The sequence below is a fragment of the Flavobacterium sp. 20NA77.7 genome, assembly GCF_031326205.1.
Taxonomy (GTDB): Bacteria; Bacteroidota; Bacteroidia; order Flavobacteriales; family Flavobacteriaceae; genus Flavobacterium; species Flavobacterium nakdongensis.
Genome location: NZ_CP133721.1, coordinates 1,229,982 through 1,252,172 on the forward strand (window position 1 = coordinate 1,229,982; position 22,191 = coordinate 1,252,172).

The window sequence follows — 22,191 nt, forward strand, 5'->3', positions numbered from 1 at the left end:
TGAAAACTTACGCCTGATTTCTAAACGCCAAATGGTTATCAAAACAATCTAAAATGATAAAACTATCTGTCTTTATTAGTCCTCCGAGAATTTCTTTAGACAATTGATTCAATACTTCTCTTTGAATGACACGTTTTACAGGTCGTGCTCCATATTCTGTATCATATCCTTTAAGGGCTAAATAATCAATTGCTTCAGGTGTGGCTTCTAACGTAATATGCTGTTGGGCCAACATTTTGGTTACACTTTTCAGTTGAAGTCCTACAATTTCTTTAATATTTGCCTTAGTTAATGGTGTAAAGAGAACAATCTCATCAATTCTATTGATAAACTCAGGTCGCACGGTTTGTTTTAGCATAGCTACTACTTCAATCTTAGCAGCTTCAGAGGCATCTTCAATACTTCCTTTCAAATTATCAAATTTTTCTTGAATAATGGCACTTCCTATGTTTGAAGTCATTATAATTATTGTGTTTTTAAAATCAGCCACTCGACCTTTGTTATCTGTTAGTCTTCCTTCATCTAATACCTGTAATAGAATATTAAATGTATCTGGATGTGCTTTTTCTATTTCATCTAACAAGACCACAGAATAAGGTCTTCTTCTTACTGCTTCTGTTAATTGCCCGCCTTCATCATAGCCTACATATCCTGGAGGGGCTCCTACAAGTCTGCTTACACTATGACGTTCTTGGTATTCACTCATATCGATACGTGTCATAGCATTTTCATCATCAAACAAATAGGATGCTAACGCCTTTGCTAATTCTGTTTTTCCTACACCAGTTGTGCCTAAAAACAAGAAGGAACCGATTGGTTTTTTAACATCTTGTAAACCAGCTCTACTTCTTCTTACTGCGTCAGAAATAGCCTCAATAGCCTCCTCTTGTCCCACTACTCGCTTATGTAATTCTGCTTCTAAGTTTAATAATTTTTCACGCTCGCTTTGTAGCATCTTAGTAACAGGGATACCTGTCCATTTTGCTACAACCTCTGCAATATCATCATGGGTTACTTCTTCTTTAATTAAGGAAGTTCCTTGTTGATTAGTGATTAATTCTTGCTGAAAAACTTCTAATTTTTCTTGTGCTTCTTTAATCTTACCATAGCGGATTTCAGCTACTTTACCATAATCGCCTTCACGTTCTGCACGCTCGGCTTCTGCTTTAAAATCTTCAATTTGTTGTTTTGTACTCTGAATATTTTCTACCACATCTTTTTCCGATTTCCATTTGGCAAAAATTTCATTGCGTTGCTCTTTTAATTCTGATAATTCAATATGCAATATTTTTAATTTCACCTCATCTTGTTCTCTTTTTATTGCTTCAATTTCGATTTCTAATTGCATTATTTTTCTATCTAAAACATCTAATTCTTCGGGTTTAGAATTAATTTCCATACGCAATTTAGAAGCTGCTTCGTCCATTAAATCAATTGCTTTATCGGGTAAAAATCGATTGGTAATGTAACGTTGTGATAATTCTACAGCGGCAATAATAGCATCGTCTTTAATTCTAACCTTATGATGGGTTTCATAATTACCCTTAATACCGCGTAAAATTGAAATAGCACTTTCTGTATCGGGCTCTTCAACCATTACTTTTTGAAAACGTCGCTCTAAGGCTTTGTCTTTCTCAAAATACTTTTGATACTCATCTAAGGTTGTGGCGCCAATAGCTCTCAATTCGCCTCGTGCTAAAGCGGGTTTCAAAATATTTGCCGCATCCATAGCGCCTTCTCCTCCACCTGCACCTACTAATGTATGAATTTCATCTATAAATAAAACCACTTCTCCAGAACCAGAAGTTACTTCTTTCACAACCGATTTTAATCGTTCCTCAAATTCACCTTTATACTTTGCCCCTGCAATTAAGGCACCCATATCTAAAGAATAGACGATTTTATCTTTTAAATTCTCGGGAACATCTCCATCAACAATTCTGTGAGCTAAACCTTCAGCAATAGCTGTTTTTCCTACACCTGGCTCACCTATAAGCATCGGGTTATTTTTAGTTCTTCGTGTTAATATTTGCAATACCCGTCTTATTTCTTCATCACGACCTATTACAGGATCTAACTTACCTGTACGGGCTAATTCATTTAAATTCTTCGCATATTTATTTAATGCATTATACGTTTCTTCAGCAGATGCCGAAGTTACACGTTCCCCTTTTCGTAATTCTGTAATAGCACTTTGCAAACCTTTCTCTGTTACGCTCTGATCTTTTAAGATTTGGGCTACTCTACTTTTTGATTTTAAAATGGCTAAAAAGATATGTTCAATGGAAACAAATTCATCATTCATTTTCTTAGCTAAAATTTCAGCTTCATTTAAAGTTGCTCCAGCTTCTCTTGACAGCATAATTTCACCACCAGAAACTTTTGGAAAACTCTGTAACGTACTTTCCAATACTTTCTTAAATAAATCAAGGTTTACATTTAACTTCTTTAATAAATAGGGCGTTACATTTTCATCAACTTCTAAAATACCTTTAAAAATATGCTCATTTTCTAGTTGTTGATGACCAAAACCTTGCGCAATTTGTTGGGCTTGTTGCAAGGCTTCTTGTGATTTAATGGTTAAGTTTTTAAAATTCATATTGTATGTTGTTTTTTGTTAAAGTTATGTACTTTTGTAATGGATTGAACAATAAGTATTCCAACACACTAATCACGACAAAATGTCTGAAAAACAAAAGATTAGCCTTAGTTTTAAGTCAATTTGTCTTTAACTTTAACTTTTATGGGATTTTTTGATTCTATTTTCGGAAAAAATGACAATGAAACAAGTAGTACCTTTTCTTGGAACCTGCTAACTCATGTAGCGCAACTAAATGATGAAGTAATCCCTGCTTCCTATAACAAACCTGTACTTCTATTTAAGCATAGCACAAGATGTATTATTAGCCGTACAGCTTTAAATCAGTTTGAACGCAATTATGCGTTTGATACTGCGTTTGATTTATATTATCTAGACTTAATAAGTTACAGAGCGGTTTCTAATGCAATTGCAAGCCTGTTTGAAGTAATACATCAATCGCCACAAATTTTAGTAATCAAAGATGGAACATGTGTGTACAGTGCTTCACATGAAAATATTGATGCTACTATATTAGAACGATTTATCTAATTACTATTTTCTAAATTTATTTCGAATTAAGATTGATTTTAATTTATTTTTCAAATCTTCACCAGAGTCATACACCATTTGTTCGCTTGTAGGAAATGGAATAGCTCTTCTGTCAAAATAAGAATAATAATCTGTCTCACAAGCACGTTTATCTCCATTATAATTGGCGTAAATATAATTAAAAACATATTCACTACTTAGTGGAAAAGTATCTATAAGTTGTGTGGTACGTTGGTCAATAAAATCAACTTTAGCCGTAACTTGACACGATTTAAATTGGGTAAATTCAAAAATTGAAATTGAAACCGTTTTCATATTATCTACGAGTACATTGTTCCCATTTTGATCTTTTACATTGTTTCCATTAGCATCTAAAAGAGGCTTAGTTCCGTCTTTAACTTGTTTTTCTTTCGTAAACTGTTTTTCTTTTACTTGTTCAGGCGAAAGTGTAATGGCTCTGAATGTTATAACTAACGAAAAATCATAAGTAATACTTGACTGTTTTTTAGAATGATAAACGGTCCATTTATCATTTAAACCTAACGTTCCAAAATCTAGCAAATCATCTTGTAAACGGGAAGGAATAATCATTTGTGTGTCATTTTTTGTAGATACATAGACAAAATCAGTGCCTTTAAATTGCGCCTCGTCTATCAATTTTCGCACGTCTAAGTAATTAGGGTTCAATTGATCTAAATAAATCAAATCATCATAAGCTTCTCTACAGTCTAGTTTATTAGAAGAAGTTAGTAGTTTTTTAGCATTTTGATATAAATAACTCGTAAATTTTGTTTTACTGGCTAGCAATTCATCTGTATAATCTTTAAAAGGAAAAATAGCATTTCTGTTTTCTTTTAACAACTTTAAGGTTAAAAGTGGCTTTATTTTTTCCTGACGTTTCATCAATTGTTTATACAAATCATAAATACGTTCATAGTTTGAAGAATTATTTTCTTTAATTAATAACTGAATGGAAGCTTCATCTCTTTCTTTAGCTTTTGCAAATGATTCTTCAAGCAAATACACATAATCTTGATTGCTCTTACTATTTTTATTTGTTCGTAAACCTTCAATAGCTCTATCTATAGCACCATCATAATCACCAGAGCTAAGCATTGATTGCGTTTGTTTTACACCACAGGCAGAAATAAATAATAAACTTAATCCTAAAATAATTTTATGCATAATGGTATGATTTAACAAGTGTGATAATTTTATGTTTATTTTAAATTTTTAAATTTTTAAATTTTTATATCAATAGCTGGTAATAACTTACTCGAAACTTCTCCAAATCCAATACGCAACCCTTCATTTTGACAATACCCTCTAATAATAACCGTATCGTTATCATTTATAAATTTACGCTCAGTACCATCTTTCATTTTTAAAGGTTTTTGTCCTCCCCAAGTAAGTTCTAACATAGAACCAAAAGAATCTTCAGTAGGACCAGAAATAGTACCGCTACCCATCATATCTCCCGAATTAACACGACAACCATTTACAGTATGATGTGCTAATTGCTGACTCATCGTCCAATACATATATTTAAAATTACTTCTAGAAACTATAGTTTCTTCTGTAGTTTCAGGTTTTATAGCAACTTCTAAGTTAATATCAAAAGCATGATTTCCTGTTTGCTTTAAATAGGGTAATGGTTCTGGACTTTGCTCGGGAGAAGCACATCTAAATGGTTCTAACGCATCCATAGTTACAATCCAAGGTGAAATGCTTGAAGCAAAATTTTTTGCTAAAAAAGGCCCAAGTGGAACATACTCCCATTTTTGAATATCTCTAGCCGACCAATCATTAAACAATACCATTCCAAAAATATAATCTTCTGCATCTTTTACCGATACTGGCTCCCCCATCAAATTAGCATCAGTAGTAATAAAGGCAGTTTCTAATTCAAAATCAACCAACTTAGAAGGACCAAAAACAGGTTGTGTTTCGCCATTTGGTAAGGTTTGTCCATACGGTCTATGCACAGGAATACCACTTGGCACAATTGTAGAACTTCTACCGTGATAGCCTACAGGAATATGAAGCCAATTTGGCAATAAAGCATTTTCAGGATCTCTAAACATTTTACCTACATTGGTTGCATGTTCTTTACTACTATAAAAATCAGTATAATCGCCTATTTGTACAGGCAATAACATTTCTACATCGGCTATATTAAAAATAACAATGTCCTTATGTGATGCATTATCTCTTAAAACAGGATTAGAATCTAAAAAAATATCTGATAAACGATTACGTACCAAACGCCATGTTTTTTTTCCATCAGAGATAAAATCATTTAGCGTGTCTTGCATAAACATATCGTCTGTCAGCTCAATGCCTTCAAAATAACCTAATTGTTGTAACGCTCCCATATCAATCGCATAGTCGCCTATTCGTGTTCCTATCGTAATGACATCATCTTTTGTAATAAACACTCCAAATGGAATATTTTGTATTGGAAAATCACTATTTTCTGATACGTGTAACCAAGACGTTCTGCTTGGATCATTGGCATAATTTGGCATATGTAGGTCGAATTAATTCGTTAATAAATTTGCAATCAAAAATAAGCTATCCATTCTATTTACCAAACATTTTTTGTATTTTTGGGCAAATTTTAATAAAAATCATAAAGATGCAACGCGACGAACAACTATTCGACCTTATTTTAGATGAGCAAGACAGACAAATTCACGGAATTGAGTTAATTGCTTCAGAAAATTTTGTAAGTGACCAAGTAATGGAAGCTGCAGGTTCTTGTTTAACGAATAAATATGCTGAAGGATACCCTGGTAAACGTTACTATGGTGGTTGTGAAGTAGTAGATATTGTAGAACAAATTGCTATTGACAGAGCCAAAGCTTTATTTGGTGCCGAATATGTAAACGTACAACCCCACTCAGGTTCTCAGGCTAACACCGCAGTTTTTGCTGCCTGCTTACAACCTGGCGATAAAATATTAGGTTTTGATTTAGCACACGGTGGACATTTAACGCACGGTTCGCCGGTTAACTTTTCAGGAAAATTATACAAACCTTCTTTCTATGGCGTAGAACAAGAAACGGGACGATTAAACTACGATAAAATTCAAGAAATAGCTTTAGCAGAAAAGCCAAAAATGATTATTGCAGGTGCATCAGCCTATTCACGTGATATGGATTTTAAACGCTTTAGAGAAATTGCTGATTCGGTAGGCGCTTTGTTATTAGCAGATATTTCACACCCAGCTGGATTGATTGCTAAAGGCTTATTAAACGATCCTATACCGCATTGTCATATTGTAACCACCACTACACACAAAACATTACGTGGCCCTAGAGGGGGTATGATTATGATGGGTAAAGATTTTGAAAACCCTTGGGGATTAACCACTCCAAAAGGCGAAATCAGAATGATGTCACATATTTTAGACATGGCGGTTTTTCCAGGAAACCAAGGCGGACCTTTAATGCATATCATAGCAGCTAAAGCAGTAGCTTTTGGTGAATGTTTAACAGATGAATTTTTCCGTTATGCGTTGCAAGTACAAAAAAATGCACAAGCAATGGCAGAAGCATTTGTAAAAAGAGGGTATAATTTGATTTCTGGTGGTACAGACAACCACATGATGTTGATTGACTTAAGAAACAAAAACATTACAGGTAAAGAAGCGGAAAATGCATTAGTAAAAGCGGAAATCACGGTAAACAAAAACATGGTTCCTTTTGACGATAAGTCGCCTTTCGTTACATCGGGTATTCGTGTGGGTACACCTGCTATTACAACAAGAGGTTTAGTAGAATCCGATATGGAAACAGTAGTAGCCTTAATTGACAAAGTCATTATGCATCATACGGATGAAGCGGTGTTAGAACAAGTAGCTGACGAAGTAAATGAATTAATGGGCGAAAGACCTATTTTCACTTTTTAATTGTTAATTTAATACAACAAAATGATCAAAAAAATAGCACTATTTTCGTTAACTCTTACTGCTTTACTTAGTGCAGCACAAGAACGAAACTTAAAAAATATAAAAAAACTAACTTTTGGGGGCGATAATGCCGAAGCCTACTTTAGCCCTGATGGTAAAAATTTAACGTTACAAGTAACCAATAAACAATTTGGCGTAGCATGTGACCAAATTTATTCTTTAGACTTAACAAAATCTATCAGTGGGTTTCAAGATTTACAATTAGTTTCTACGGGAAAAGGTCGTACTACTTGTTCTTATTTTATGCCCGACGGAAAACACATCATTTATGCTTCCACTCACGGTGCAGATCATGCATGCCCTGCTCCACCCAAACCAAAAGACGGAAAATACCTTTGGGCAATTTATCCTGAATTTGACATTTATATGGCAGATAAGACAGGAACCATTGTAAAACAATTAACAAACACACCAGGCTATGATGCAGAAGCAGTTGTTTCGCCCGATGGTAAAAAAATTGCGTTTACAAGTATTAGAAGTGGCGATTTAGAAATCTACACGATGGATATTGATGGTAGCAATGTAAAACAAGTTACTTTCGGTTTAGGATATGATGGGGGTTGTTTCTTTTCGCACGATAGTAAAAAACTAGTATTCCGTTCATCTAGACCAAAAACACCTGAAGCGATTAAAGACTATAAAGATTTACTAGCCGAAAATTTAGTAGCTCCTACTGAAATGGAAATCTACACTTGTAACATAGACGGTAGTGATTTAAAACAAATTACACATTTAGGCAAAGCCAATTGGGCACCTTTCTTTCACCCATCAGATAAGAAAATTATTTTTTCATCTAACCATCATGCTGTAAAAGGTTATGATTTCCAATTGTATATGATAAATATAGATGGAACGGGTTTAAAACAAATAACTTGGGAAAGCGAATTTAATGCCTTTCCTATGTTTTCTCTCGATGGAAAAAAACTTGTTTTTTCGAGCAACAGACAAGGTGCACCGAGAGAAACAAACGTATTTATTGCAGACTGGGTAGATACAGACGAAGCAGAAGATGTGCAAACCACTAACATGAAAAAACACATCAGTTACTTGGCTTCTGATAAGTTAGAAGGAAGATTAACGGGATCTAAAGGAGAAAAATTAGCAGCAGATTATTTAGAAAAAGAATTTAAAAAATTAGGGTTAAAACCTTATGACAATACGTTTGTGCAACCTTTTACATATATGTACAGAACAAATCCTCATGATACCATTTCAAAAGGTGACGCAATTACGGGACACAATGTAGTTGCATACTTAGATAATGGAGCAAAGAACACAATTGTGTTAGGTGCGCATTATGATCATTTAGGATTTAATGAACATAACAACTCTACAAAGGCGAACTCAAAAGGTGAAATACATAACGGCGCAGACGATAATGCTTCTGGAGTTGCTGGCGTATTAGAATTAGCCCGTATGTATTCACAAAACAGCACTAAAGAAAATGTGAATTTTGTATTTGCTTTATTTTCTGGCGAAGAAGATGGGTTAATGGGTTCTAAACATCTTGCAGCTACACTTAAAGATAAAGTACCTCATGTTTCTGCAATGATTAATATGGACATGATAGGTCGTTTAGACGAAAAGAAAAGTTTAGTTGTAGGCGGAACAGGCACTTCTCCTCTATTTCCAGATGTAATAGAAAAAAATAAACCTGCTGGATTTAGCATTACACAAGAAACTGGTGGTGTAGGCCCTTCAGATCATACCTCTTTTTACTTAAAAGATATTCCCGTTTTGTTTTTCTTTACAGGCACACACAACGATTACCATAAACCAAGTGACGACGAAGAAAAAATTAATTACTATGGTATTACAAACATTATTGGTTATGTAGCTCGTGTAGTGAACGAATTAGCGACTCAAGAAACTATTGCATTTACAAAAACAAAAATAAATGCTGAGAAAAAAGTACCAAAATACAAAGTTACTTTAGGTATCATGCCTGATTATGCAGAACATGGCGACGGCTTACATGTAGATGGTGTAACTGAAAACAGACCTGCACAAGTCGCTGGTATAAAAGAAGGCGACATTATTACAAAAATAGGCGATTGTACTATTAAAGAAGTTTATGGCTATATGGATTGTTTAGCAAAAATCAATACTGGCGAAACCAAAATAGTTACATTTATACGAGAAGGCAAAACGATGACGGTGAATGTAACGTTTTAATAAACAAGTTTAAAATGCAAAAAGCCTCCAAATTGGAGGCTTTTTTATAGAAGATTGTTGCCTTTGAGAACCTGTTGCCTTCGAGAGCCTCAGGCAACAATAATAAAGGTGGCTGAGGCTCTCGAAGCTACTATTTCTCTATATCCCTATATGCTTTTGCTAGTTCAGGTAGCAATTCTATTTTACCTTCAATTAGGGCTTCTTTCTTTTTTCTACTCCAGCCTGAACTTGTTTTTCTCTGTAAAATGCCTGGTCTATTCTAGAATATTCTTCATAATACAAAAGAGTAACCGGTAAACGCTTTTTGGTATGATTAGAACCCTCACCATTTTGATGCTGTTCTAATCTTCGTTCTAAGTCTATTGTACTCCCTGTGTAATAACTACCATCAGCACATAAAAGTATGTACATGTATCCTTTCATATTTAGTAATCAATTAAATGGTGGCTTCGAGTGCCTCAGCCACCATATCAAATTTTCATTAGAACCACTTTAACCGTTGTCTGAGGCTCTCGAAGGCAAAAGGTCATGAGGATGTTGCCTTCGAGTGCCTCAGGCAACAACAACAAGGTGGCTGAGACTCTCGAAGCCACCATCATTCCTTCAAAAAACCATATTCATAGACCTTTGATTTAATCTTATGCTCCAATCAATTCCATGTAGTGAGCATCATCGCTTTTATCGTTCATGCGGTCTTTATCTTTAATGTCTTGAAAGTATTTTCATATTTTGTTAACTTATTTTCAAACCTACAAAAATTCTGTGAGCAGTACAATACGCATTTTCAGGTGGGTTTTATGTCTTTTTTTTTGCTCATTTTTTCATTATACAAAAAAAAGAATTCGTCAGGTCGAGTTAAACAATTGCACCTGTCAAATTTAAAGTTCATACTAAACAATTAAAAAATACTAAAAACAAAAAAACGCTCAAGCAAGCTTGGCGTTTTTTAATATTTTAGTATTTATTCGTGACCTCGACAGGATTCAAACCTGTAACCTTCTGAGCCGTAATCAGATGCGCTATTCAGTTGCGCCACGAGGCCTTATTTGAAGGTGCAAATATAGAAATTAATTGCTTATGCACAAATGTTTTCTTAAAAAAATATTACTTCTGTTTAGCATCTAAGGCACGTGTAGTAATATAATAACGCCAAGCAATAATGGCTTTTTTCCATTTTGGAGCTTTGGCTAAATCTAATCGTTGTTTCGTAAAACTTGGTAACAGGGCCTTGTTAATCTGGGCTAAAATTTTGTACATAAATAAAATAGGCTGCTCGAAAAACTAAAATTAGGTTCCAAGCAGCCGTTTAGTAAGATTATTTCTTTGTTTTAGGTTTGTCTTTTTGTAAATCTGACTTCAACTTTTCTAAGTCTGATTTTGTTTGCTGAATCTCTGCTTTCAATCGCTCTAATTCTTCTTTTGAAGCATCTCCCGATTTAAAATGTTTTTCAATTTTAATTTTGCTGTCTTTCTTTAATTGTTCTAAATCGTCTGCACTGCCTTGACTAGAGAAATTCTTTTCAGAAAAAATCATGGTGTTTCCATTTCCGTCTGAGTATTTTTTAGTAACCGTTCCATCCTCTTCTACCTTTTCCTCTTCTAATTTCATATCTGGATTTTCGTTTAACATTTTACCATCTTTAAAAATAAATGATTTAGAAAAACGCTTATTTGGTAAGGAGTCATTTAAAAAATCGCCTTTCAATTTTTCTAAATCGCCAAAATCCGAACCATTAAACTCACCTTGCATAAACATTTTATTGCCGTCCATTAAGTTTTTGAATACGTCATTATTAAAATTATTAAACATGGTATCATCATCAAACATTTTAGTGCCATTCCACACAAAGGAATCATTAAATCCGCCTGAATTTCCTCTATTTATATTGACAAATCCTTTACCTTTTGCATCATAATTTTTAGTAATAATGATATTTTTAATAGGCGTTTCATCAGCTACATTATAGGTTCCTGAATTTCCATCTTGATCTTTGTACGTTATTTTAATAGCTGTAATTTCTTTTTTATCATTTCGCTTTACTCCCGAAAAAGATACCTCAAAATCATACTTTTTTGCATCTATTTCATCTTGTTTTAATTGCGCCTCTGTCATTGTTTTATCAATACGCAACTCAAAACTATTATTTTTCCTTGTTGGCAATTTTGACAAATCGTTTTGTGCAAATACAAATAAAGGAAATGCAAATACTAAAAATCCTTTTACTAAAAGTGCTTTCATATTCAATTATTTTTTTGATTACTATTTATATTTCAAAAATAAAATTCTTTTGGAGACCAAAAATATAAAAAATTGTTAATTAACTATTTCTTAAGTTTTTCTATCTGCATCAAACGTAGTGCCCAAATACCCAAAAGTGTACCCGTCAATCCTAGAAAACCCATAAAAAACCAATTGGCTTGATAACCAAAACGTGCTATTATGGTAAATCCTAATTTTGAACTTAATATGTGAGCCAAACTATAGCTCATTGTGAAAATAGCCATATAGCGACCTTGTTGATGTTTAGGCGCTCTGCTCATGGCAAAACTATTAGAAAACGGAAACGAAAACATCTCGGCAACCGTCATAAATAACATCATTATGATTAAAATACCTGCCCAGGTATTCACTAATAGTAAAAACAAACTGATGGTCATTAACAAACAACCCCATATAATGACTTTTAATTTATTAAAGTGATGCTTTTCAATATAACTAACCAATGGCATTTCTAGAAAGAACACAAGTACGCCATTTAGCGTAAGCAACAATCCTGTTTGAAATTCGGTCAATTGAAACTGCTCTCTATGATAAATAGGAACTGTTGTGAATAACTGAAAAAACATGATGCCTACAAGCAATGTTGAGGCTAAAAATATCCAATATATTTTATCTTTAAATACTGATTCAATTAATACTTCTCCTGGATGCTCTTTGTCTAAATAGGTAGATTTTTTCTTTTCTTTTACGGTAACCCAAAAGATTAAAATTGCAATAATACACGTTATTCCATCTACCCAAAAAAGTCCTTGATACCCAACACCCATAATAATTAATCCGCCAAATGCGGGGCCTGCTGCAAAACCTAGATTAATGGCCAACCGAACTAAAGTAAGGGCGCGTGTTCTATTTTCTGGTTTAGCATATGCTCCCAAAGACACAAACATAGCAGGACGAAACATATCTGCAATTACCATTAAAACTAATATGCTAACACATAACCATTCAAATGTTTTAACATATTGCAGCACAAAAAACAACAATCCACTAACCAATAAACTGAATATCATTATCTTATAAAAACCTATCGTGTCAGATAATTTTCCGCCTAACCAGGAACCAATCATGGAACCTGTGCCAAAAAACACCATTACAGTTCCTACTTGCGCATACGTGAAATGTAAATCTTCATGCAAGTATTTTGATAAAAAGGGTAATACCATGGTTCCCGCACGATTAATAAAAGTAATTAACGTGAGTATCCAGATTTCTCTTGAAAATCCTCTAAAATTGTTTAGGTATTGTTGAAAGGCTTTTTGTATCATATAAACTAAAGTGATGCAAATTTACAAAAAGGAAGAAGAAGATAAGTAAGAAATATAAATTACTCGTCGGCTGAAATTATTAAAAACGTCAGTTCGAGTGTTTTTTGTGTAATAAAACGGAACAAAACTTCTCGATACGCTTCACACTCGAAGTTACGTGTATCGAGAAACGTTTTTAATGAAATTTTTCTTGTTCTGTCATTCTGAGCAAAGTCGAAGTGCATTTTTTCCCCTAAGCATCGGGATAAAAACACTCGAACTGACGAAAAATTATTAAAAAAATAATTACATCAAACGTGTAATATTATAATATATTTGTATAAATTTTGTTGCAAAATGTACTTTATTAATCTACACACACATACTTTTGAACATCCTGATTCGGTGTGGGCAGTATGCAACCAATATCCGCATGAATTTCAAGTAAACAGTGCCTATTATTCCATAGGTATTCACCCTTGGAATATAGATGAAAATCGAATAGAAAGCGATTTAAAAATTATTAAACAAAAACTTTCAAATAACAAATGTATTGCATTAGGAGAGTGCGGATTAGATAAAAAAATAAAAACTGAATTAACCACGCAAATTCGTGTTTTTGAAGCGCAGCTCGAACTGGTTAAACAAACCACAAAACCAATAATTATTCACTGTGTAAGTGCTTTTGACGAACTCATCGCAAGTAAGAAAAAAATAGGTCTCACCAATACGTTTATCATACATGGTTTTTCTAAAAACATTCAAGTTGCAACTCAATTACTCAAACAAGATTGCTATCTGTCTTTTGGCAAACATTTATTACACAATCCAAAAGTGGCAAATGTTTTTACTTCCATTCCCACTGAAAAAATTTTCTTAGAAACAGATTCTAGTACTCAAAATATTGAAGAAGTTTATATTTTTGCAGCAAAATGTAAAAATATAAGTGTAGAACAATTAAAAGCAATTGTTTGGAATAATTTTCAAACCGTTTTTAATACAGCAAAATAAAGTATGGCTAAGTGGCAAGAAAGAGCAGCATTATTATTTAAAGAAGAAGGTTTAAACAAATTACAAAACGCAAATGTACTTGTAGTTGGCTTAGGAGGCGTGGGTTCTTTTGCGGCCGAATTTTTAGCTCGTGCAGGCGTAGGAAATATGACCATTGTAGATGGAGATATTGTAGACATTACAAATATAAATAGGCAACTACCCGCCTTACACAGTACTGTAGGTGTGCCAAAAGTTAAAATCGTAGGCGACAGATTATTAGATATTAATCCTGAATTGAATTTAACACGTATTGAAGAATTTATTTCTCCAGAACGCGCCTTCGAAATCGTTACTCCTACCTATGATTATGTACTAGATTGTATTGATAGTTTAACACCAAAAATCAACTTGATTTTGGCCGCTAAACGTAAACGCATAAAGGTTATTAGCAACATGGGAGCTGGCGGCAAATATGATGTAAAAAAAGTAATGGTAAAAGACATTAGTAAAACTGATGTGTGTCCATTAGCAAAAAACATGAGAAAAAGACTTAAAAAAGAAGGCATTAACAAAGGAGTTAAAGCTGTTTTTTCTGTTGAACATCCCGATACCACAAGCATCAAAACAACAGATGGAAAAAATTATAAAAAATCGTTTTACGGCACAAATAGCTGGATGCCTGCCCTATTTGGTTTACATGCTGCAGAAACCGTTGTAAAAGAATTATTAAAAAAATAGGCTACAGCCTTACTTTAATTTAAAAAAAAATCACATCCTAATTAGTATGTGATTTTTTTATTATTTGGTATAGCTAAACAATTACCTTTTTAGCAAGATAAGCTAGTACATTAGTCTCAATACGTTCCTGTATATTTGTAATATCGGCTTTTACAAATGCTTCACCAATGATGTTTTCATATAATTCAATGTACCGTTCAGAAACGGTTTCGATATACTCATCCGACATGTTTGGTATTTGCTGTCCTTCTTTGCCTTGAAAACCGTTTTCAATTAACCATCTTCTAACAAATTCTTTAGACAATTGCTTTTGCTCTTCATTAGCATTTTGCCTTTCTTGATAGCCTTCAGCATAAAAATAGCGTGAAGAATCGGGTGTGTGAATTTCATCAATCAACACAATTTGACCGTCTTTGGTTTTACCAAACTCATATTTAGTATCCACTAAAATTAAGCCCCGAGAAGCTGCAATTTCAGTTCCTCTTTGATATAATGCTCGAGTATATTTTTCTAAAAAGATATAATCTTCTTCAGAAACTATTCCTTTTGCTAATATTGCTTCACGAGAAATATCTTCGTCGTGCGAACCGTTGGCTGCTTTGGTTGTTGGCGTAATTATTGGCGTTGGAAATTGATCATTTTCTTTTAATCCTTCGGGCATTTCAACACCACAAAGTATTCTTTTTCCAGCTGCATATTCACGAGCTGCATGTCCAGATAAATACCCCCGAATTACCATTTCTACTTTAAACGGCTCACATAAATACCCAACAGCGACATTCGGATCGGGTGTTGCTACTAACCAATTTGGCACAATATCTGAAGTCAATTCCATGAACTTCGTTGCAATTTGATTTAAGATTTGTCCTTTATAAGGAATTCCTTTGGGTAAAACCACATCAAAAGCTGAAAGTCGGTCGGTAGCAACCATTACTAATAAGTCATCGTTGATGTTGTACACTTCCCTAACCTTTCCTCTGTAAACCGATTTTTGATTCGGAAAATTAAAATTTGTAGTTGTAATTGTATTCATTGTGTTGTTGTTTTGCCCTTCGACAAGCTCAGGATTAATTGTGTGGCAAAAGTAAACTATTTATTTTCTTTCAAAAAAGATTTCATAAAAAAGGGAATCGAATTCGACCTCTTTAAAATTAAAATTTTACTTATTAATTAGTTAAAATCATCTCATCACCTCTTTTTTGCGAACATGGAAGAAAAAATCTTTTTGGTAAACCTTTTTCAAAGTTTATTGAAAAATTATTTCTCAAATCACAATCTTTAGTTTTAGACCAGCAAATGTATTTATTATTTTTAATTTCAGCTGGCAAATCTTCTGGCATTCCAACATTGTAGTTTCCTAAAAATTTATTATTCAAGTTGTAAATTTTAATATTGCTTGTTCCATGACAAGTGCTTGCTACTGAGTAAACAAAAAAAGAACTTAAAACTTTGTATTGCTTACCATTGTTGGTTTTTATAACACCTAAATATTTAATTTTAGTCTTATTACAACCTTTCTTATTTGTTAAATCGTAAGTATACTCCTTTCCTATTTTCCCATTTTTTAGAGCTAATAATTCAAGTTTGTGAAATTTTTCAAACTCTGATTCAATTTTGTATTTGTTTGAAAATGAAAACAAAAATAAGGTCAAAACAAACAAGATCGATTTAAATATTATTCTCATAAAAATTTTTAATTTAGTCGTTGTTTTCGATGCTTTTATAGGCATCAATAATTTTTTTAACTAATTTATGACGCACAATGTCTTTATCGTCTAAATAAATAATACCGATACCTTCTACATCTTTAAGCACTAACAAAGCTTCTTTTAAACCAGAAATGGTTCTTCGTGGCAAATCTACTTGGCCGGGATCACCTGTAATGATAAACTTTGCATTTTTACCCATACGTGTCAAAAACATTTTCATTTGTGAATGGGTGGTGTTTTGGGCTTCATCTAAAATAACAAAGGCATGATCTAGTGTTCTACCACGCATAAAAGCTAAAGGAGCAATTTGAATAATCCCTTTTAAGATATAATCTTCTAAGGTTTGATGCGGAATCATATCGCGCAAGGCATCGTATAGAGGTTGCATGTACGGATCTAATTTTTCTTTCATATCACCCGGTAAAAAGCCTAAATTTTCACCTGCTTCTACAGCAGGTCGAGTTAAAATAATGCGTTTCACCTGTTTTTCTTTTAAAGCTTTAACTGCCAATGCTACACCTGTGTACGTTTTTCCTGTTCCTGCAGGTCCCACAGCAAAAACCATATCTTTTTTATGTACAAAATCAACTAATTTTTGTTGGTTAGGTGTCATGGCTTTAATTAATTTTCCGCCAACACCATGAACCAAAATTTTATCTCTATCGTGCATCTCCCCTGTTTGTTGCGCGTCGCCTTCAATTACACGCATGATCACATTATCATCAATTTGATTAAAACGGGTAAAATGAATCATTAACCTACGAAATCGGGTTTCAAATTCATCTAAAATTTCCTCTTCGCCAAACGCTTTTAAGGTGGTGCCTCGGGCTACAATTTTTAACTTTGGATAGTATTTTTTTATGGTTTCTAAGTGACTGTCGTGAGTACCCCAAAATTCTTTAGGTGCTATGTTTTCTAATTCAATAATTCGCTCGTTCAAAGGCAATAGGTTTAATAATTTAATATCTCAAAAAAAAGTATAACTTTGTATCAATCAAAAATACTAAAAACAACGTATCGTTTTTAAATAAGTTATAAACATTATAATGTCAATAATTACGCTTATTACTGATTATGGATGGAAAGACCACTTTGTGGGCATTCTTAAAGGTAAACTTTACTCTCATTTTCCCGAAGGTACTATCGTAGACATTTCTCACAGCGTAGATAAATTTAATCTATTTGAAGCAAACTATTTACTTGATGCATCCTACAATCACTTTCCAAAAGGAAGTGTACATATTATGACTGTTGACGCTGCGCAAACCAACGAAAACAAGCATATTGCCTTATTACATGATGGCCATTTTTTTGTAGGTGCTGACAATGGTGTTTTTGGTAATTTGCTAAAAAAAATAAAGCCAGAAAAAATTGTAGAAATCACTATTCATGATAGATTACATGAAAAAGCAACTGATTTAGATGTTTTTGCTATGGTGGCTACACATTTAGCAAAAGGTGGTTCCTTAAATGTTATTGGAAAAGAAATCTCTTCATTAAAAAAATTAGCCGAATTAAATCCTATTATTGATGAACAAGCAACTTCAATCAAAGGGAATGTAATCTATATTGATGATTTTGGAAATTGTGTCACAAATATTTCGAAAAAACTAATTGACGATACTGCTAAAGGTCGAAAATATACTATTCGATTTTCAAATAAAAGAATCGAAAATATTAAAAAACATTATGCCGATTTTAAAAATACAGATAGCGCTTCATTAAAAAATCAAGAAGGAAACAATATAGCTATTTTTAATGAAAATGATCTTTTAGAAATTGCTATTTATAGAAGTAATCCACACTCTGTTGGCTCTGCTTCTTCTCTACTCGGTTTGCGATTTAGAGATGTAGTAACTGTTGAATTTGAGTAAGGAGTAATAAACAATAACCAACACTAAATTATGTTTGTACGAATTGTAAAAATGCGGTTTCAAGAAGATAAAATAACTGCTTTCTTAGAAAATTTTGAACAAGTGAAACATCATATCAGAGGATTTGAAGGCAATCAATTTTTAGAGTTATATCAGGACAAAAACGATAAACGTACCTTTTTCACTTACAGCTATTGGAATAATGAAGAAAGTTTAGAAAACTATCGTGACTCAGATTTATTCAAAGAAGTTTGGACTTATACTAAAGCCTTATTTAGTGATAAACCTGAAGCGTGGAGTGTAGGTAAAGTAGTTTCTTTACCATAAAGTTTCAAGTTTCAAGATATTCAATTACTTTTGCCTAAAACTAAACAATTAGTACACGTTTTTAACGTTATTTATTATATGAAAGCACTTTTATTACGTGAAATAAAATCATTCTTTGGCTCACCCATTGGCTATTTAGTAATTGCCATATTTCTTTTATTAAATGGATTGTTTCTGTGGGTATTTGAAGGCGAATTTAATATCTTAAATTCAGGATTTGCAGATATGAGTCCGTTTTTCAAGTTAGTCCCTTGGATTTTTATTTTTCTTATTCCTGCAGTAACTATGAAAAGTTTTTCAGATGAAAAGAAACAAGGTACGTTAGAAATCCTGTTTACCAAACCTTTAAGTTTATGGGAAATTGTAAATGGAAAATTTTTAGGAGCGGTATTGCTAATTCTTATCGCTATTATTCCTACTTTAGTATATGTACTTATTGTAATGAATTTTACGGCTGTTCAAAGTGATTTTGACTTAGGAAGCACTATTGGCTCTTATTTTGGCTTACTCTTTTTAATAGGTGCTTATTGTGCCATTGGTGTATTTTCTTCTACCCTTTCCGATAATCAAATTGTTGCTTTTATTGTAGCGGTATTTATTTGTTTTTTCTTTTATTTTGGATTTGATGGCATAGCAAACTTTTTTGGGACGTTTAATTCATTTGTCGCCTCATTTGGCATGGACTATCACTTTAAAAGCATGAGTCGAGGGGTTATAGATACCAGAGATATTATTTATTTTTGCAGCATTACGTTGTTATTTTTAGCAGGAACTGTTTACCAACTTAAATCTTTGAAATCCTAATGAAAGTAGCTAAACAACAACACTTGAAACAGTTAGGCCTCCTTACTTTCGGTTTATTTATTATAAACGTAGCCAGTCATTATATCTTTAAACGTATTGATTTAACACAAGATCAACGTTACACGCTTTCTGAAACAACAAAAAAAATTATTGATGGTGTAGATAGTCCATTGATTATTGATGTTTTTTTAGAAGGAAATTTCCCTGGGGAGTTTAAAAAACTTCAAAGCGAAACCCGCCAATTACTAGAAGAATTTTCAGCATACAATTCTAATATTTCATTTCAATTTGTCAATCCTATTGAGAAAGAAGAAGAACGCATTGAGACCATGAAAAAGTTCTATGACAAAGGAATGATGCCCATAAATGTAACTGTAGAAGATAAAGGAAAACAAACGCAAGAAGTAGTTTTTCCTTGGGCAGTTGCAAACTATGGAGAAAAAGGAACGAAAGTACAGTTACTTAAAAATATGATGGGGGCAACTACCGAACAAAAAGTAGTGAGTTCGGTACAACATTTAGAATATGCCTTTGCAGATGCCATTAATAAAATAGCAACAGAAAAACAGAAAAAAATAGCGGTAATTAAAGGAAACGGTGAACTAGACGACGTGTTCATTGCTGATTTCTTAAAGTCAGTTCGTGAGAATTATTACATCGGTCCTATTACATTAGACTCCGTTGCTTCACAGCCTAATCAAACCTTAAAAGCTTTAAATGTGTATGATTTAGCTATCATTGCTAAGCCAACAGAAAAATTCACTGATGCAGAAAAACAAGTATTGGATCAATTTATTATGAAAGGCGGAAAAACCCTTTGGCTTGTTGATGCAGTTACGGCAGAAGTGGATAGTTTATACAATCCTTCTGGTGCAAGTTTGGCGGTTACACGAGATTTAAACTTAACCGACATGTTTTTTAAATATGGTTTTAGAATAAATCCACAAGTGATTAAGGACGAACAAGGTACACCCATTGTTTTATATTCTGGTAATCAAGGTAGCGAATCACAAAAAGAACAATATGTATGGAAGTTTGCTCCATTTGTATATGCCTCATCAAGCAACCCCATTGTAAAAAATATTGAAGGAGTAAAATTTGATTTTTGTTCGCCTATAGAACTCTTAAAAAACGATTTAAAGAAAACAGTTTTATTAGAAACTTCTCAATTTTCTAAGACTATTGGCACACCTTATCCCTTTAGTTTAGAAATGGTAACCGAAGAAACTTCTCCAAAAGAGTATACAACTGGAGGTTTTATTCCTGTAAGCGTATTACTAGAAGGGACATTTACTTCCATGTATAAAAACAGAGTATTACCTTTTAAAGATGGTGCTTTTAAAACACAAAGTGTACCTACAAAAATGATTGTTATTTCTGATGGAGACGTTATAAAAAATCAAATTGACCAAGGCGCACCTTTAGAATTAGGCTTTGATAAATGGTCTAATTTTATGTTTGGTAACAAAGAATTTTTGCTAAACAGCGTAAATTACCTTTTAGACGACAATGGACTTATTAACATTAGAAGTAAAGAAGTACGTCTTCCTATGCTTGACAAAGAAAAAGTACACGAAAATTATTCACGTACGCAAATGCTAACTGTGGCATTACCAATAGTTATATTAGGCCTATTTGGTTTCGTATTTACGTACTTAAGAAAGAAAAAATATCAGCGGTAGTTGTTAATAACTATTTTTTTTAAATACTCTGTAAACAAATATATTTGTGAAGTCTAAATAAATGATGATGATGAATTTTATAGTATCTAGCTCTTACCTTTTAAAACAATTACAAGTTTTAGGAAGTGTAATCAATTCAAATAACACGTTACCAATTCTTGATAATTTCTTATTTGAATTAGACAATAATCAATTAAAAGTTTCTGCTTCTGATTTAGAGACCACTATGTCGGCTACATTAGAAATTGAATCTAACAGTACAGGAAGTGTTGCTATTCCTGCAAAATTGTTATTAGACATTTTGAAAACGTTTCCTGAGCAACCGCTAACATTTACAGTTGAAGAAAACAACACCGTAGAAATTAGTTCAAATTCAGGAAAATATGCTATTGCGTATGCTGCAGGAGAAGAATTTCCAAAAGCAGTTACCTTAGAAGAACCTTCTTCTACTGTAATTCCTGCTGAAGTGTTAGCTACAGCTATTGGTAAAACCATTTTTGCTACAGGAAATGATGATTTACGTCCTGTAATGAGTGGTGTATTTTTCCAATTTTCAACAGAAGGCTTAATATTTGTAGCTACAGATGCTCACAAATTAGTAAAATATGCTCGCACTGATGTAAAAGCATCACAATCGGCAGAATTTATTATGCCAAAAAAACCTTTAAATATCTTAAAAGGTATTTTAGCGGTATCAGATGCTGAAGTTAAAGTAGAATATAACGATTCAAATGCGACGTTCTCATTTGAAAATTACATCTTAACGTGTCGCTTAATTGATGGAAAATATCCAAATTATGAAGCTGTTATTCCAAAAGAAAATCCGAATAAATTAATTATTGGTCGTAACCAATTTTTAAACTCTGTACGTCGTGTGGCTATTTTTGCAAATAAAACAACGCACCAAATTCGTTTGAAAATTGCTGGAACAGAATTAAATATTTCGGCGGAAGATATTGATTACTCAAACAAAGCTGACGAACGCTTAACTTGTGATTATCATGGAGATGATATGCAAATTGGTTTCAATTCGCGTTTCTTACAAGAAATGTTAAATAATTTGAGTAGCGATGAAATTCAACTGGAAATGTCCTTACCAAACAGAGCGGGTATCCTTACTCCTATTGATGGATTAGACGAAGGCGAAACTGTGACTATGTTAGTCATGCCAGTTATGTTAAACAGCTAAAAAAACACAATTAGATATACTATCTAATACCAACTATAACTAACTAAAAACTACTACCCAAAAAACCACTGA

The 22,191-nt window shown here is 33.1% G+C and carries 20 protein-coding genes and 1 tRNA gene; 10 read left to right on the top strand and 11 right to left on the bottom strand.

The window, feature by feature from the left end:
* Positions 1 to 7: 7 nt before the first annotated feature.
* Positions 8 to 2,599: an ATP-dependent chaperone ClpB gene (gene clpB / locus RF683_RS05485; RefSeq protein ID WP_309531338.1), complete on the bottom strand. Its 2,592-nt coding sequence runs from the start codon at positions 2,597 to 2,599 to the stop codon at positions 8 to 10.
* A gap of 144 nt (positions 2,600 to 2,743) precedes the next feature.
* On the opposite strand from clpB, the gene ytxJ reads away from it, so the two are divergent.
* Positions 2,744 to 3,130 (top strand): bacillithiol system redox-active protein YtxJ, encoded by a 387-nt coding sequence (gene ytxJ / locus RF683_RS05490; RefSeq protein WP_309531339.1) that lies wholly within the window; start codon positions 2,744 to 2,746, stop codon positions 3,128 to 3,130.
* A 3-nt stretch (positions 3,131 to 3,133) separates the two neighbouring features.
* Here ytxJ and RF683_RS05495 read toward each other — a convergent pair whose 3' ends face one another.
* On the bottom strand, positions 3,134 to 4,315 hold the full coding sequence (locus tag RF683_RS05495; RefSeq protein WP_309531340.1) for a hypothetical protein: 1,182 nt from the start codon (positions 4,313 to 4,315) through the stop codon (positions 3,134 to 3,136).
* Positions 4,316 to 4,371: 56 nt separating this feature from the next.
* On the bottom strand, positions 4,372 to 5,658 hold the full coding sequence (gene fahA / locus RF683_RS05500; protein WP_309531341.1) for a fumarylacetoacetase: 1,287 nt from the start codon (positions 5,656 to 5,658) through the stop codon (positions 4,372 to 4,374).
* Between the two features lie 110 nt (positions 5,659 to 5,768).
* Between fahA and glyA the strand changes: the two genes are divergently transcribed.
* Positions 5,769 to 7,043 (top strand): serine hydroxymethyltransferase, encoded by a 1,275-nt coding sequence (gene glyA / locus RF683_RS05505; protein ID WP_309531342.1) that lies wholly within the window; start codon positions 5,769 to 5,771, stop codon positions 7,041 to 7,043.
* 21 nt (positions 7,044 to 7,064) lie between these two features.
* Positions 7,065 to 9,278 (top strand): M20/M25/M40 family metallo-hydrolase, encoded by a 2,214-nt coding sequence (locus RF683_RS05510; protein WP_309531343.1) that lies wholly within the window; start codon positions 7,065 to 7,067, stop codon positions 9,276 to 9,278.
* A 192-nt stretch (positions 9,279 to 9,470) separates the two neighbouring features.
* Here RF683_RS05510 and RF683_RS05515 read toward each other — a convergent pair whose 3' ends face one another.
* The 5 genes from RF683_RS05515 to RF683_RS05535 all read right to left on the bottom strand — a co-directional run bounded on the left by RF683_RS05515 (position 9,471) and on the right by RF683_RS05535 (position 12,824).
* A complete protein-coding gene (locus tag RF683_RS05515; RefSeq protein WP_309531344.1) occupies positions 9,471 to 9,689 on the bottom strand; it encodes a GIY-YIG nuclease family protein in 219 nt (72 codons plus the stop codon).
* A gap of 557 nt (positions 9,690 to 10,246) precedes the next feature.
* A tRNA-Arg gene (locus RF683_RS05520) sits at positions 10,247 to 10,320 on the bottom strand.
* Positions 10,321 to 10,382: 62 nt separating this feature from the next.
* Positions 10,383 to 10,535, bottom strand: a complete 153-nt coding sequence (locus RF683_RS05525) for an SsrA-binding protein (protein WP_309531345.1) — start codon at positions 10,533 to 10,535, stop codon at positions 10,383 to 10,385.
* Positions 10,536 to 10,593: 58 nt separating this feature from the next.
* Positions 10,594 to 11,517 carry a BAR domain-containing protein gene (locus tag RF683_RS05530; RefSeq protein ID WP_309531346.1) on the bottom strand — a complete coding sequence of 308 codons (924 nt, stop codon included), beginning with the start codon at positions 11,515 to 11,517 and terminating at the stop codon, positions 10,594 to 10,596.
* A gap of 83 nt (positions 11,518 to 11,600) precedes the next feature.
* A complete protein-coding gene (locus tag RF683_RS05535) occupies positions 11,601 to 12,824 on the bottom strand; it encodes an MDR family MFS transporter (protein ID WP_309531347.1) in 1,224 nt (407 codons plus the stop codon).
* Between the two features lie 336 nt (positions 12,825 to 13,160).
* Here RF683_RS05535 and RF683_RS05540 point away from each other — a divergent pair, with 336 nt between their 5' ends.
* Together RF683_RS05540 and RF683_RS05545 are read left to right on the top strand one after the other, a co-directional pair.
* Positions 13,161 to 13,814: a TatD family hydrolase gene (locus tag RF683_RS05540; protein ID WP_309531348.1), complete on the top strand. Its 654-nt coding sequence runs from the start codon at positions 13,161 to 13,163 to the stop codon at positions 13,812 to 13,814.
* 3 nt (positions 13,815 to 13,817) lie between these two features.
* Complete coding sequence (locus RF683_RS05545) at positions 13,818 to 14,534, top strand: tRNA threonylcarbamoyladenosine dehydratase (RefSeq protein ID WP_309531349.1); 717 nt, start codon at positions 13,818 to 13,820, stop codon at positions 14,532 to 14,534.
* Between the two features lie 73 nt (positions 14,535 to 14,607).
* Here RF683_RS05545 and RF683_RS05550 read toward each other — a convergent pair whose 3' ends face one another.
* From RF683_RS05550 to RF683_RS05560, 3 genes are all read right to left on the bottom strand, one after another.
* Complete coding sequence (locus tag RF683_RS05550) at positions 14,608 to 15,567, bottom strand: phosphoribosylaminoimidazolesuccinocarboxamide synthase (RefSeq protein WP_309531350.1); 960 nt, start codon at positions 15,565 to 15,567, stop codon at positions 14,608 to 14,610.
* A 133-nt stretch (positions 15,568 to 15,700) separates the two neighbouring features.
* Complete coding sequence (locus RF683_RS05555) at positions 15,701 to 16,264, bottom strand: hypothetical protein (protein ID WP_309531351.1); 564 nt, start codon at positions 16,262 to 16,264, stop codon at positions 15,701 to 15,703.
* Entirely contained in the window at positions 16,233 to 17,183 is a 951-nt protein-coding gene (locus tag RF683_RS05560; RefSeq protein WP_309531352.1) for a PhoH family protein, read from the bottom strand. The genes RF683_RS05555 and RF683_RS05560 overlap by 32 nt, the downstream gene beginning before the upstream one ends.
* 106 nt (positions 17,184 to 17,289) lie before the next feature.
* Here RF683_RS05560 and RF683_RS05565 point away from each other — a divergent pair, with 106 nt between their 5' ends.
* The 5 genes from RF683_RS05565 (at position 17,290) to dnaN (ending at position 22,119) form a co-directional block, all read left to right on the top strand.
* Entirely contained in the window at positions 17,290 to 18,117 is an 828-nt protein-coding gene (locus RF683_RS05565) for an SAM hydrolase/SAM-dependent halogenase family protein (RefSeq protein ID WP_309531353.1), read from the top strand.
* 30 nt (positions 18,118 to 18,147) lie between these two features.
* Positions 18,148 to 18,444 carry a putative quinol monooxygenase gene (locus tag RF683_RS05570; RefSeq protein ID WP_309531354.1) on the top strand — a complete coding sequence of 99 codons (297 nt, stop codon included), beginning with the start codon at positions 18,148 to 18,150 and terminating at the stop codon, positions 18,442 to 18,444.
* A gap of 78 nt (positions 18,445 to 18,522) precedes the next feature.
* Positions 18,523 to 19,248, top strand: a complete 726-nt coding sequence (gene gldF / locus RF683_RS05575) for a gliding motility-associated ABC transporter permease subunit GldF (RefSeq protein ID WP_309531355.1) — start codon at positions 18,523 to 18,525, stop codon at positions 19,246 to 19,248.
* Entirely contained in the window at positions 19,248 to 20,930 is a 1,683-nt protein-coding gene (gldG, locus tag RF683_RS05580; RefSeq protein ID WP_309531356.1) for a gliding motility-associated ABC transporter substrate-binding protein GldG, read from the top strand. Before gldF ends, gldG begins: the two co-directional genes overlap by 1 nt.
* A 70-nt stretch (positions 20,931 to 21,000) precedes the next feature.
* A complete protein-coding gene (gene dnaN / locus RF683_RS05585) occupies positions 21,001 to 22,119 on the top strand; it encodes a DNA polymerase III subunit beta (protein ID WP_298658509.1) in 1,119 nt (372 codons plus the stop codon).
* Positions 22,120 to 22,191: the final 72 nt, after the last annotated feature.

Excerpts from the sequence above, each read along its gene's own strand:
- RF683_RS05525 (WP_309531345.1), bottom strand. The coding sequence starts at position 10,535 with ATGTACAAAATTTTAGCCCAGATTAACAAGGCCCTGTTACCAAGTTTT.
- glyA (WP_309531342.1), top strand. The coding sequence starts at position 5,769 with ATGCAACGCGACGAACAACTATTCGACCTTATTTTAGATGAGCAAGAC.
- clpB (WP_309531338.1), bottom strand. The coding sequence starts at position 2,599 with ATGAATTTTAAAAACTTAACCATTAAATCACAAGAAGCCTTGCAACAA.
- RF683_RS05545 (WP_309531349.1), top strand. The coding sequence starts at position 13,818 with ATGGCTAAGTGGCAAGAAAGAGCAGCATTATTATTTAAAGAAGAAGGT.
- RF683_RS05515 (WP_309531344.1), bottom strand. The coding sequence starts at position 9,689 with ATGTACATACTTTTATGTGCTGATGGTAGTTATTACACAGGGAGTACA.
- RF683_RS05565 (WP_309531353.1), top strand. The coding sequence starts at position 17,290 with ATGTCAATAATTACGCTTATTACTGATTATGGATGGAAAGACCACTTT.
- RF683_RS05535 (WP_309531347.1), bottom strand. The coding sequence starts at position 12,824 with ATGATACAAAAAGCCTTTCAACAATACCTAAACAATTTTAGAGGATTT.
- gldG (WP_309531356.1), top strand. The coding sequence starts at position 19,248 with ATGAAAGTAGCTAAACAACAACACTTGAAACAGTTAGGCCTCCTTACT.
- RF683_RS05570 (WP_309531354.1), top strand. The coding sequence starts at position 18,148 with ATGTTTGTACGAATTGTAAAAATGCGGTTTCAAGAAGATAAAATAACT.
- dnaN (WP_298658509.1), top strand. The coding sequence starts at position 21,001 with ATGAATTTTATAGTATCTAGCTCTTACCTTTTAAAACAATTACAAGTT.
- gldF (WP_309531355.1), top strand. The coding sequence starts at position 18,523 with ATGAAAGCACTTTTATTACGTGAAATAAAATCATTCTTTGGCTCACCC.
- RF683_RS05530 (WP_309531346.1), bottom strand. The coding sequence starts at position 11,517 with ATGAAAGCACTTTTAGTAAAAGGATTTTTAGTATTTGCATTTCCTTTA.
- RF683_RS05550 (WP_309531350.1), bottom strand. The coding sequence starts at position 15,567 with ATGAATACAATTACAACTACAAATTTTAATTTTCCGAATCAAAAATCG.
- fahA (WP_309531341.1), bottom strand. The coding sequence starts at position 5,658 with ATGCCAAATTATGCCAATGATCCAAGCAGAACGTCTTGGTTACACGTA.
- RF683_RS05555 (WP_309531351.1), bottom strand. The coding sequence starts at position 16,264 with ATGCCTATAAAAGCATCGAAAACAACGACTAAATTAAAAATTTTTATG.
- RF683_RS05510 (WP_309531343.1), top strand. The coding sequence starts at position 7,065 with ATGATCAAAAAAATAGCACTATTTTCGTTAACTCTTACTGCTTTACTT.
- RF683_RS05540 (WP_309531348.1), top strand. The coding sequence starts at position 13,161 with ATGTACTTTATTAATCTACACACACATACTTTTGAACATCCTGATTCG.
- RF683_RS05495 (WP_309531340.1), bottom strand. The coding sequence starts at position 4,315 with ATGCATAAAATTATTTTAGGATTAAGTTTATTATTTATTTCTGCCTGT.
- ytxJ (WP_309531339.1), top strand. The coding sequence starts at position 2,744 with ATGGGATTTTTTGATTCTATTTTCGGAAAAAATGACAATGAAACAAGT.